Source organism: Cohnella baijiui (genome assembly GCF_020731285.1).
GTDB lineage: Bacteria > Bacillota > Bacilli > Paenibacillales > Paenibacillaceae > Cohnella.
Window position 1 is genome coordinate 26,008 of the sequence record NZ_JAJFOW010000041.1, and the last position, 12,597, is coordinate 38,604.

At 55.9% G+C, this 12,597-nt stretch carries 9 protein-coding genes; 7 read left to right on the forward strand and 2 right to left on the reverse strand.

What is annotated here, in order from left to right; all coding sequences use genetic code 11:
• Positions 1 to 21: 21 nt before the first annotated feature.
• Positions 22 to 1,200, reverse strand: coding sequence for an MFS transporter (locus tag LKX83_RS26240; RefSeq protein WP_227885810.1), 1,179 nt, complete (start codon positions 1,198 to 1,200; stop codon positions 22 to 24).
• Between the two features lie 410 nt (positions 1,201 to 1,610).
• Here LKX83_RS26240 and LKX83_RS26245 point away from each other — a divergent pair, with 410 nt between their 5' ends.
• Positions 1,611 to 2,303 carry an HAD family hydrolase gene (locus LKX83_RS26245; protein WP_227885811.1) on the forward strand — a complete coding sequence of 231 codons (693 nt, stop codon included), beginning with the start codon at positions 1,611 to 1,613 and terminating at the stop codon, positions 2,301 to 2,303.
• A gap of 195 nt (positions 2,304 to 2,498) precedes the next feature.
• On the opposite strand, the gene LKX83_RS26250 is transcribed toward LKX83_RS26245, so the two are convergent.
• On the reverse strand, positions 2,499 to 3,326 hold the full coding sequence (locus LKX83_RS26250) for a helix-turn-helix transcriptional regulator (RefSeq protein WP_227885812.1): 828 nt from the start codon (positions 3,324 to 3,326) through the stop codon (positions 2,499 to 2,501).
• 228 nt (positions 3,327 to 3,554) lie between these two features.
• On the opposite strand from LKX83_RS26250, the gene LKX83_RS26255 reads away from it, so the two are divergent.
• The 6 genes from LKX83_RS26255 to LKX83_RS26280 all read left to right on the forward strand — a co-directional run bounded on the left by LKX83_RS26255 (position 3,555) and on the right by LKX83_RS26280 (position 12,550).
• Positions 3,555 to 5,474, forward strand: a complete 1,920-nt coding sequence (locus LKX83_RS26255; RefSeq protein WP_465249353.1) for a glutaminase domain-containing protein — start codon at positions 3,555 to 3,557, stop codon at positions 5,472 to 5,474.
• A gap of 196 nt (positions 5,475 to 5,670) precedes the next feature.
• Complete coding sequence (locus LKX83_RS26260; RefSeq protein ID WP_227885814.1) at positions 5,671 to 7,686, forward strand: GxGYxYP domain-containing protein; 2,016 nt, start codon at positions 5,671 to 5,673, stop codon at positions 7,684 to 7,686.
• Positions 7,687 to 7,802: 116 nt separating this feature from the next.
• On the forward strand, positions 7,803 to 9,014 hold the full coding sequence (locus LKX83_RS26265; protein ID WP_227885815.1) for a GntR family transcriptional regulator: 1,212 nt from the start codon (positions 7,803 to 7,805) through the stop codon (positions 9,012 to 9,014).
• Between the two features lie 140 nt (positions 9,015 to 9,154).
• Complete coding sequence (locus LKX83_RS26270; protein ID WP_227885816.1) at positions 9,155 to 10,099, forward strand: carbohydrate ABC transporter permease; 945 nt, start codon at positions 9,155 to 9,157, stop codon at positions 10,097 to 10,099.
• Between the two features lie 3 nt (positions 10,100 to 10,102).
• Positions 10,103 to 11,029 (forward strand): carbohydrate ABC transporter permease, encoded by a 927-nt coding sequence (locus tag LKX83_RS26275; protein WP_227885817.1) that lies wholly within the window; start codon positions 10,103 to 10,105, stop codon positions 11,027 to 11,029.
• An 87-nt stretch (positions 11,030 to 11,116) separates the two neighbouring features.
• A complete protein-coding gene (locus LKX83_RS26280) occupies positions 11,117 to 12,550 on the forward strand; it encodes an extracellular solute-binding protein (RefSeq protein ID WP_227885818.1) in 1,434 nt (477 codons plus the stop codon).
• Positions 12,551 to 12,597: the final 47 nt, after the last annotated feature.

Below are 12,597 nucleotides of genomic sequence, written 5' to 3' on the forward strand. Positions count from 1 at the left end.
TTTTTTTCTTGTGCGGTCCGTTCATGCGGTCAGCCGCTCCCGCGCCTTCGCCCGGCGAGCTTGGGCCGACCATATGACGACCGATACGGCGAGCCCGAGCGCGAGGAGGCCTGCGCCGAGCCAGGGGTTGTAAAGGACCGTCGAGGAAGCGTCGACGGCCGCGCCGCCCAAGCCCGCGCCTGCGGCGATGCCCAGGTGCGTCAACGAGGTATTCATGCCCATAATCAGATTCACGGACTGCGGCGCCTGCTGGACGAAGTAGGTCTGGATCGCCGGCGCGACCATGAAGGAAGCGAAGATCCAGACGGCCAGGACGGCGATGGTCGCCGCGAGGGACGCTTTCAGCGCCGGCAGCGCCGCAAGCGCCGCCACGGGCAAAGCCAGGCTGATCGCGATCATCCGCACGGCGCCCCAGCGGTCGACGGCATATCCGCCGAAGCGGGAACCGACGGCGCCCAGCAGTCCGAGGATCAGCATCGCGACGGCGATGCCGGAAGGCTTCATGTGCAGGATCGTCTGCAGGTAGGGCGTCAAGTACGTGTACATGACCGAGGTCCCGCCTTCCCGAAAGAAGATCAGGAGCAGCCCGGCGATAACGAGCGGACTCGCCAGGACGGCGAACTGCCGGCGGAACGGGACCGGCGCGTCGCCTTCGATCCTCGGCAGGAAAACGGCCGCGCCGATCAGGACGAGCAGGACGGCGGCGGCCAGCAGCAGGAAGATCGCCTTCCATCCGATCCAGCCCGCGACCGCGATTCCGATCGGGACGCCGAGCACCATCGCGATGCTGAAGCCCAGGATGACCGTTCCCATCGCGCTGCCGATCTTGTCCGGAGGAACGAGCTTCGCGACCGAGCCGAGCGTGACGACCATATAGACGCCGGCGCTGACGCCAAGAATCGCGCGTCCCGCCGCGAGCGTCTCGAAGCTCCAGCCGGCGCCGGAAAGGAGGCAGCCGACCAGGAAAGCCGCCAGCGATCCGAGCAGCAGCGTCTTGCGCGGGAGCTTGGCCGTGATAGAGACGATGATCGGCGTGCCGACGGCAAAAGACAGAGAATAGACGGTAATCAGTTGGCCGACGAGGGCGACGGATACGCGCAAATCTTCGGCGATGGCGTTCAAAACCCCGGAGACAACCAGTTCGGAGGTGGCGGTGACAAAAATGCCGAGCGTGAGCAGATAAATCAGCTTGCGGTTCATAGCGACCATCCTTTCGTGCGGACTGCAGTCACGCGTAGTATCGGGCCGCGTCCGGCCGGCGTGTGAGACCGATTATAAGGGAGTCGCTTTCTTTTTGTAAGAACGCAAAACAAACGGACGTCCTCCATTGGAATGGAGCTGCTTACCGTTTCGTAAGCGATCCGGTGCGATCCCGACCGAGATCGACATTCGCGAGATGGCGTCTCGCTGTTCATGGCGTTCGTCTACGGGATGCGGATCCAGAACCTGATCGTGCGGGACGACGAGGGCAGGGCAAGCCCGGACGACGTCTTCCGCGTCTTGTTCAAGTCGCTCCAATAGCCGGACAAGCCGGGGGCGTCCCGCGGACCGGCTGCAGCTCCGCCATGATACAATAGGCGTACCATGCCAGAACGGCAAAGGGGGATCTCATGTACAAAGCTATCCTATTCGATCTGGACAACACGCTGCTCGACTACACCGGGAGCGAGCTGCAATCGATGCGCCACACCCTGCAGGCACACGGCTTGCTGGAGCGGGAGCGATTCGTCTGGGAGCGGTTCTGGCCGCTCTTCGGCTCGCACAATCTCCGCTACTGGCTGGGACGTATCGAGTCGCGCATGCCGATCCTGGAGGTGCTGAACCGCTCGTTCCGGGATACGCTCCTCGAGCTGGAGGAGGATCACGCGCTTGCGCCGGCTCTGACATCCACCTACTGGGAGCATTTCTGCGATCTGTGTCTATACGAGGAAGGCGCCTTTGAGCTGCTAAGCGCACTCCACGGCCGCTATCGGCTGTCCGTCGTATCCAACGGCATCGGAGAAGCGCAGCGCAGGCGGCTGTTGTCGGGCGGCTCGGACCGGCTGTTCCATTCGATACACGTCTCCGACGAGCTCGGCGTCTGGAAGCCGGACCGGGCCATCTTCGACGCGGCGCTCCGCGCGCTGGGCGTCGACCGGTCGGAGGCGCTGTTCGTCGGCGACTCGTTGACCGACGACTATATCGGCGCTGCGAACGCGGGTATCGACTTTTGCCATTACAATCCGCGGCGCATCGCGCCGGCGGAGGGCGTCGCGCCTAGGTACACCGTTCATTCGCTTCGGGAGCTGCGCGAGCTGCTCTAACTTATGAAAAGAAAGCGATAGAAATCTCCTAGAGAAGCGTCGGAAGGAGATACATCCCCTCACAATTCCAAGTCGCTATGAAGAAGCAGGGCTTTCCCTAAGTCAATCTTTAATGACTTTGGGAAAGCCACGTTTTTTGTCTTCCGTGCGGCCGCCGGAAGGCGTTAGCGGGCCTTTTCAGATCGCCGGCGGTCCTCACTCCGGCGATTTGGCCGTTTTTTTGGTTGCTTTTCGGTATTCGGAGGGAGAAACGCCGAAGACGGATTTAAACGCCGATGAGAAATAATGCTGGTCCGCGAAGTTCAGCTTGGCGGAGATTTCGTTGATCGTGAGGTGCGTGTTCAGCAAATATTGCTCCGCCAGCTCGAGCTTGCGTTTTCGAAAATAGGCGTAGGGCGTAATCCCGTACGATTCCCGAAACAACTGAATGACGTAATTTTTCGAATAACCGAGCTCCGCGCAAACATCGTTCATGTCCAGCTTGTTTTCAATGTTGACGTCCAGGCATAATTTGATCTGTTCGGCGGCGGACAGCACCTTATGCGCCAAATGATTTTTGAGATGCAAGACGATTTTCAGCAGGATGACCGAGACTTCGTCGACCAGGTCGGAATAGCTTTTTTGGGGAACGGACGAAAGATGAATGATTTCGTTCATATAAGAAAGAATGTTGCAGTCCTTCACGAGAAACGTATCCGAAGGCAAATATTGCCGAAACAAATATTCCGCGAATTCCCCGTAAAAAACGACCCATATTTTCGTCCACGGACGCCCCTCGTCGGCATAATAGAGATGATCGCTGTCCCGCGTCAAAAAATAGACGTCGTTTTTTTGGGGATGCAGCGTCTGAGCGTCGATCTCCAAAACGCCGTTTCCGTCGATGATATATTCGAATGAAAACAGATTTTCTCCATGCCGTTCGATCCGGTAGCTTTTATCGCAATACGAGATTCCCGACATGACGACGTTCAGCGGACGTTGCGGATCGCACAGGTGCCAAAAGCTGTATATGGTCTCGTGCATGGTGATAATCCTCACATTTGCAATGATATTTGCTATTATAATACGCCATTTACCATGATAAATTAAACCCGTAATGAACATTGCGCGTGTTCGTCATACAGAATGTATAAGTATTAGCCTTATCCATTTCTGTATGACCTCCGATAAAAACGTGCCGCCATCTTCCTTGAAGACGGAGGAGCCGTTTTTACTTGGGTTTTCCGAAAATCACGTGCGAAAACGGGAGGAATGGAAATGAAATTGCGAGCGCCGGCCGTACCGCTGATTACCGTCGATCCTTATTTCTCCATCTGGTCCATGGGGGACAAGCTGAACGAATCGGACACCAAGCATTGGACCGAGAAACCTCACCGAATGATCGGCACCGTTACGGTCGACGGCAAGGACTATCTGTTCATGGGCGTCAATCCGGACAGTCCGAAAATGGAGCAAATCGGCTTGGACATCCAGGCGCTTGCGACCAAGTACCGTTTTGCATGCGAGGAGATCCAGCTGACGGTCACATTCCTGACGCCTCTTTTGATGGACGATTTGAAGCTGATGTCCAGACCGGTCTCTTATATTCATGCGGAAGTCCGGTCCAACGACGGAAAAAAACGCGACGTAACGATTCGCATATCGGTTGACGACGAGATCTGCCAAAATTTGAAGTACGAGTTCCCGACCGAATATGCCGATCTGAGCCAACCGGGCTTTGCCTGCGGGAGAGTGGGAAGCAAAATCCAGCGGCCGTTAACCAAAGCCGGAGACGATCTTCGAATCAATTGGGGATACGTCTATCTCGCTTCGAATCATGCGCAGGCGGCGGTATCGGCTACGGCCGGCACGAACGAATACGGTACCGTGAACCATACGCTGGCGCTGTCGATCGCGCTCGATACGGAACAAAACGCCGAAGGTCTCGTCACGGTCGCGTATGACGATATCCAATCGATCGAATATTTCCACGAGCCGCTGAACGCCTATTGGAAAAAAGACGGACAAACGATCGAAGCGGTGATCAAGCAAGCGCTGAGCGAGTATGGCTCTCTGTCGGAGAAATGCGAACGGTTTTCGTCCGAGCTGTTCAGGGAAGCCGCGGAAGCGGGCAACGAAAATTACGCGGAACTGGTTTCCCTGGCCTACCGCCAGGCGATCGCGGCGCATAAATTGTGCGCGGATCCGAACGGGGATGTCCTGTTTATTTCCAAGGAGAACTTCAGCAACGGCTGCGCCGCCACCGTGGACGTGACGTACCCTTCCATCCCGCAATTTTTGATTTACAACCCGGAGCTGGTCAAAGGGATGCTGAGGCCGATTTTCAAATATGCCTCGACGGAAGTTTGGCATTTCGATTTCGCCCCCCACGATGTGGGCACCTACCCGCTGCTTAACGGACAGGTTTACAGCCATGGTACCTGCCCGACCTGGCAGATGCCGGTGGAAGAGTGCGGCAATATGCTGATTTGCACCGCGGCGGTCGCCCTTGCGGAAAATGACATCACGTTTGCGCAGGAGAATTGGAGCCACCTCGAAACATGGTGCGATTACCTGATCCGCAACGGCGTAGATCCGGATAATCAGTTGTGCACGGACGATTTCGCGGGGCATTTGGCCCATAACTGCAATCTGTCGATCAAAGCCATCATGGGCATTGCCAGCTTCTCCATTCTGAACCGCTTGGCGGGGGAAGAGGAAAAGGCGGAGGCGCTGATGAAAATCGCCGGTTCCATGACGGATCAATGGCTGTCGATGGCCGCGAACGAAGACGGGACGTACCGGCTGGCCTTTGACCGCCCCGGCTCCTTCAGCATGAAATACAATGCCGTCTGGGATTCCATTTTCGGTCTCGATTTATTCCCTTCGGATACCTTCAAGGCCGAAACGAAAGCTTATATCGAAAAGCATTCCGGCCCGTTCGGCCTCATGCTGGATAATCGCAACACCTACACCAAATCCGATTGGCTGGTGTGGAGCGCGACGCTTTGCGAGAACAAAGAAGACTTCAATGCCATCGTCGATCGCCTGTGGCATGCGTACGATCAGTCGGAAAGCCGCGTTCCGATGACGGATTTTTATTCGACGACCGACGCGAAGAAGGTGAACTTCCAAAACCGGTCGGTGCAGGGCGGATTATTCATTAAGCTTCTGATGGACAAAGGAATTTAGACGGGAATCTTGTTGCTTTCCATAGCGAATCACAACGACGGTCAAGAAGGAAGGCGCTCCTGCGGGGGCGCTTCTTTTTTTGTTTCAAACGCCAAAATGAATTGACTAACATATTTGATATATTTATTATTGCATTTAAAGAAAGGAAATGAGGTTCGAAGCGCAGGAACACGATTTGCGAAAAGGGGGAAGGGTGTTGAACAGGAAAGCCATTGGCATGGGTGTCCTCGCTTGCGTGGTCGCCGCGGGCATTATCGCTGCCGTCTATGGGAGCCGGTCCGGCAACAATGATGGGGTCCATTGGCCCGAAAAGCAGGCATTGCCGTCTTTTTCGGAGCCTGCTGCGACGTTGGATCTGATCGATCTCAGCAGCAAGCTGATCTACAAGGCGGAGGAATCGGATTACGAGCATCAGACCGGAAAAGCGGACGGGGATGGCTGGGTGGCCGAGGAGGGCGCAGATCCGGCGGGCGTCATGCTGCGCGTTCCGGGCATTGCCGACGTGCCGCCCGGCGATAACCATGCGGTGTTTCGCATGAGCGTGGACCGGTTCGCGGATGAAAACGGGAGCGTAGCGAAGCTGGAAATCCGCGAGTCGTCGACGGGAGAGCGTATCGGCTCCCTGGAAGTTGCGAATTGGGATTTTCGCAACGAGAACGCCTCGCAGTCATTCGAGGTTCCCTTCACCTCGCCGGAGTCGGGGAAGGGGGTGGAGATCGTCGTGTCCTGGACGGGAAAATCGTCGCTCAAACTGTATGACGTTCAGATCGATTCGCCTGCCAGGGAAGAGGAGGTCGGGATGTTCGAAACCGTGAAGGGCGTGGTGAACAAAACCAAGCCCCGCATCTACGACGATACCCGGAGCGACGAAGGCACCAAATGGCTTACCGCGCTCGGACTGGGATACCAAAAGGTTAAAAACAATTGGGAACTCGTAGCCAAATACCAAAACGAAATTCGCGGCATCGTCATTTACGATCCGGAGGTGGCGGATACGTACAATTTGGCGACGACCATAGCCGGATTGAACAACGCGATCGTCGTTTCGCCTGCCCTGGCCGACAAGCTTGCCGGCGAGCCCTACCGGTTTCCCGTGCTGGAGGATTTGCGGGGGAAATTCAAAACGAATATCGAGGTGTACGAATACCTGTACGACCAGTATTGGCCGAAAACGACCCATCGCGTTCTTGTCGGTCTGACCCCGGACATCAAAACGTTTTTGAGAGATTACGCCATGGGGATCGAGGCGGCCGTCGTATGGCTCAATCCGGGCATCCCGGAGGAAGAGGCGATCCTGAACAAATTCATGAAAGACATGCCTTACGGAAGCGGATTGTATCTCGGATGGTGGCCGGACGAAGGGAAAGGGGTTACGAAAACGTCGGAGTTCGGGCTGGCAACCGTGGCGGCGGACTATTCTTCGAATCTGTCCGTGCTCAGCGGAACCTCCAGAACCGTTGCGCCTGCCAAAATCCCGAAGAAGCCGCCGTTGGAGAACAAGGTCTACGTGTCGTACATCATGAGCGACGGGGATACTCTGCAGTACATGGAGCATTACTTCAGCAAGCTGTGGTTTTTGCCAAACCGGGGCGAAGTGCCGATCGGCTGGACCGTGTCTCCGCTAATGGTAGACGCGATGCCCGGGATTCTGAATGTTCTCCATCAGACGGCGACCGAAAACGATGCGCTCATTTCCGGTCCGACCGGCTTGGGCTACACCTACCCGAATTTTTGGAAGGATCAAGCGGGGCTGGACCGCTTCTTTGCCCGGACGGACGATTATATGAAGCGCGCGGGGCTGCGCGTGCTGACCGTCTGGAACACGGTCAAGGGAGAAACGAATCCGAACGTGGGAGACAGCTTGGCTTCGCACGCCCCGTCGCTGCTCGGCTTTACCTCGCAGGGCGGCACGGGAGCCGTGGAGGTCTACCAAAACAAAATGCCCGGTCAGGAGTTGAACGTCGTTTACGGAGCTTCGGAAGGGGACCTGATTTTCCCGGTTCGGCAGGCGATCGAAAAATGGGACCGGAAGTCTCCGCTCTTCGTATGCATCCAGGCGAATCCCTGGGAGGTCCATTATGAGAACTTCGTCAACGCCTACCGCCTTCTCAAGGAGGACGGCGATATCGTATTTGTCCGGCCTGACATCTACTTCGAATTGATCCGCGAGAGCAAAGGGCTCCCGATCGATCCGCTGGAGACGAAGAAATGAAGGCAGGAACCAAAAACGTTTGGAGAAGGGAGGTCCATTTCCAAAATTGATGCAAAAGGCTATAAATGATATAATGGGGTGATTGGCCAGAATGGAATTTCTAGGGAGAACTTACGATGCAAAATGAGCGACAGCCGCTATATATTCAAATCCAGGACTACTTTAAAGAACAAATCCGATCCGGACATTTGCAGGTCGACGATAAAATTCCCACCGAAAAAGAACTGATGCAGCAATTCAAGGTGAGCCGGATTACGGTTGCGGTGGCGCTGGGGCAGCTGGCCAAGGAGGGATGGCTTTATCGGATTCCCGGCCGCGGCAGCTTCGTGAAGGAGATGGTGCGCGAGCCGCACGGCGGCAGCCCTGCCTCCTCGGCTTCCCAGCTGCAGGATATCCGCGGGTACGGGGCGTTGCAGACGATAAGAGACGGTGCGGTCGACGAGGCGGCGAATGCGGGGCTGACGGAGGGCGGCAAGAAAAAAAAGATCGTCCTGATCATCCCGACGCTGGGAGACTTCTTTGCGATTCGCCTCATCTCGGGTATCAACGAAGTGCTGATCAGGCAAGGTTACCAATTGCATGTCGCCCTTAGCAACAATTCGATCGAAACCGAGAAGAGCCTGATTTGGGAATGTCTGTCGACGGGGACGGCCGGACTCATTATTTTTCCCTCCGACGCGGAGACCTACAACGAGGAAATTCTCGCGCTGAAAATGCGAAATTATCCGTTCGTGTTGATCGACCGCTACTTTGCCGGCGTCGAAACGAATTTCGTGTGCACGGACAGCCTGGAGGGAGCGAAGCTTGGGCTCCATCATCTTTGGGAGCTGGGACACCGGAATATCGCCATCTGCTCGGACACGCCGCTTCCCACCATTACCGTCGAGGACCGGATTACCGGCTATATGGAGGGGTTGAAGCAAAAGGGAGCCATGATTAATCCGGCATTGATCTTGACGGACTTTAAGGTCGACTATACCCAAGTCAAAGAAGATGACCCGCTCTATCGTTTTATTCGAAGCCGGATGGCGACGGCATACATGACGCTGAACGCAAGGCTGGGCGTTTATATTTTCAACATGGCCAAGCAGATCGGCCTGAAGGTGCCGGAGGATATTTCCATCCTGACGTTTGACGATCCGTCTTCCGGGTATGACGAATTCGGATTTTTCTCTCACATTTCCCAATCGGAGGTTACGATGGGGAGGGAGGCGGCGGAGATTCTCATCCGTCTGCTGGAGGATCCGGAAACGGGCGTCAAGTACAGCAAAATCGTCATGAAGCCCGAATTGGTCGAAAGATCCTCGACGGGCCGCGTCAAATCGTAATCGAGCTTCGCATCGGATTCCCAAGCAGACGCTGAACCGTCGGTTCAGGGTCTTTTTTTTATGTCGAATTATAATTGACATATTAAATATAGTTATATATATTAAATATTGCATATAGGTGAAAGATGGGAGGGGGAGAAATGGAACGGGCGGTTCCATTCAAACAAACGAAACTAAAGCGCTTTCTGGTAAGGCGCCGCGACGGCCTGATTGCCGCGGCCATTCTCGGACCGATGATTTTCTGGTGGTTGGTCGTGTCCGGATTTCCTACGTTGTTCGGATTTATTCTGGGATTTTTCGAATGGATCGGCATTCAAGGACATCCCAAATTCATCGGACTGGGCAACTACGCCCGATTTTTCGAGGATGCCCAATATTACAGCGCCTTATGGAGATCCGTCTGGATGGGGGCCCTTGTATCGGGAGTAACGCTGCTCGCCGGCTTCGGCGCCGCGCTTCTGATGAACATGCCGCTGTTCGGCAAGGGGATCTACAGGTCCATTTGGTATATCCCGGCAGTGACCTCTACGGTGGCGACAACTCAGATTTTCAATATCCTGCTGGATCCCACGAACGGCGTCATCAACAACTTTCTGAAGTCCATCGGTCGCGATCCCGTGATTTGGCAGTTTTCCGTCGGCTGGAGCGTGTTTTGGATCGTGGCGTACTCCGTTTGGAAGGGCGTCGGAGGCGCGGCCTTGATCTGGCTGGCCGGCCTGCAATCCGTGGATGTGTCCCTCTACGAAGCGGCCGAAATCGATGGCGCCGGCCGCAGGCAGAAGCTGAGATACGTGACCATTCCCGGGCTGAAGCCGATCGCCACCTACATCGTAATCACCAGTCTGATCGGCGCGATCCAAATCTACGAGCAGGTAATGTTTATTACCGGCGGCGGCCCTTACGGGAAAACGGAAGTGCTCGTCTTCCGGATCTACCGCGACGCTTTCTGGGACTTCAATCTCGGCATGGCGGGGGCATCCTCTCTCATCATGGCCGTCATCGTGTTCACGGCTACCGTGCTTTACTATCGCAGGACCACGAAGGCCGACCGCAGCAACACGATACCTGTAAAGAAGGGAGCGTAGGCCGTGGATCCTGCCACTTTGCCGTCCTCCAAGACGCGAAAGCCGAATTCCAGCCACATCGTGGCGCATCTGGTTTTGGCCGGCGTCGGATTGATCCTGTTTTATCCGCTGATCTTCATGATTCTCTCCGGATTTTTTACGAAAGAGGAATTTACGACGACGATTCTCGGATTTTTTCCGATCCCCCGGCACGCGACTCTGGATAATTACTTGGTTTTGTTTCAAGGCTCGTCGGATACGTCGACGCAAACTTATTTTTTGAATTCGCTTTATCGCACGTTATATAGCACGTTTTTTGCCATGCTGACTTCGTTTTTGGCCGGATATGCCTTCGCCCGCTTGAAATTCAAAGGGAAGGACGCGCTCTTCCTGACGCTTCTGGCGACGCAGATGATTCCGGGCACCATCGCGCTGATTCCGACTTATCTTCAGCTTGCCAGATGGCCGTTTGCCGGCGGAAACGACATTTTTACCGGGGGGACGGGGCTGCTCGATACGTGGTGGGTTTACCTTTTAGGCGGGCCGTCGATCAACATCATGGGGATGTTTCTGGTCAAGCAGTCGCTGGAAAAGGTTCCGTTCGAGCTGGACGAGGCGGCGAAGATGGACGGCGCGGGGACGCTGCGGGTGATTTTCCAAATCTTGCTGCCCCTGCAGATGCCGATTATGGCTTTTATCGCAATTACGACGGCGCTGGGCACCTGGAACGACTTTGCAACGCCTTTCTTCTACACGACCAGCGACCATATGCAAACCCTGCCATCCGCGATTACGCGATTGTCATCCGCGGCCGTAGGTCCCGGCGGTTCCCCCAACTATCCGATGATAATTACGTTGGGGCTCGGCACGACCGTTCCCGCTTTGCTGATCTTTTTCCTTTTCCAGAAGTACATCGTGCAGGGGTTGGCCAATACGGGCATCAAGGGTTGACGGCTGCCGATGGTTCCAATAGCTTCATCAGACATGGCAAGAGGCAGGACAAGACGGAGTCACAAACATTCAAATGGAGGGGTTCACATGAAATTCGGAAATACGGCAAAATGGGGAATGTCCGCGCTTCTCGCGGCGGCGCTGGCCGGATGCAGCGGCGGGGGCGGCCAATCCAACGGAAGTGCGTCTCCCTCGGGTCCGGCGCCCTCGAATCCGGCTTCTTCGGATCCGTCGCCTTCCGCGCAGGGTGCGACGATTACGGTGCTCACGGAAGGAGCGACCAACGTCGGAACCGGCAAGCTCGGGGATTTGCTCGCGCCCAAAGAAAAAGAGCTGAAGGGAAAAGGGCTGGACACGTCCTATACGCCCGGTAAACAGTTCGAGGCGGATACGTTTGGCCTGCATTACCAGACGATCCTCTACAACGCGATGAAGGAAAAGAACATCGAGGTGAATATGCAGGATTGGGGCTGGGGAGAGCCTCTGATCCAAAAGCAAACCGCCGGGTTCCTCGCCAAAAACATGCCCGACATCATCGTCGGCGAAACGCAAATGAACGGCTTCGCCCAACAAGGTCTTTTGGAGCCGTTCCCGGACGACATGGCGGACGAAATCCGGCAAAACGTCGCGGATGCCGCCTGGAAGCCGATGGAGTACGACGGCAAAATCTACGGCCTCGCCGCGCAACCGGGCGTCAGCAGCTTGTTCTGGAACAAAGACCTGGTGAAGCAGGCCGGACTCGATCCTGACAAAGCGCCTGCCACCTGGGCGGAGCTGGCCGACAATGTGAAGAAGGTGACGGAAGCCGGCAAAGGGAAGTTTTACGGCGGCGGCGTTTACGCGGGGGCGAACTTCGGCGGATACCTGCGCTACGGCGCGTTGATGGTGATCAACGGCGGCGCGTTCGCCGAGGGCGGCAAGCCCGTGTTCAACAGCGACGCCAACGTCGAAACGGTCGAGCTGCTTCGCGAGCTGAATGCGAACAACGCGCCGGGCCTGATGGTGAACACGAACGAAGGCGCCTATTTCGACGCGTGGTACAAAGGGCAGCTTGCTTATATTGTCGACGGTCCCTGGCAGTCCCAGCAAGCGAGAAACAACAAGATCGACGTCGGCATGGCTCCGATCCCGTTGTCGCCGAACGGCCAACCGGGCAATATCACGATCGGCGCCGCGTTCCATTCGGTGCCGAAGGATTCCAAAAACAAAGAAGCGGCCTTCCAATATATCCGGGCCATGTACAGCAAGGACATTCAGCAGCTCATCGCCGACTCGAACGTCCGGTCTCCGGTGTTGAAGGAAATCGCCGAATCCGAAACGTACCAAAAGGAGCACCCGGAACTTTACACGCATTATCAGGCGATGAGCGGCAACGTGCAAGGGCTGCCGACGTTCGCCAAGGACAATTCGAAAGCGTGGCAAATTTGGGGAGACGGCGTCGCGAAAGCGCTGATGACGAAAGGCGAGATCAAAGCCATCCTCGACGACGCCCAGAAGAAAGCGGAAGCCGTCACGCAATAAGCGAGGCGGAGATGACGGGAAGAGGGAGTCTCAAATGTAAGTCTGTT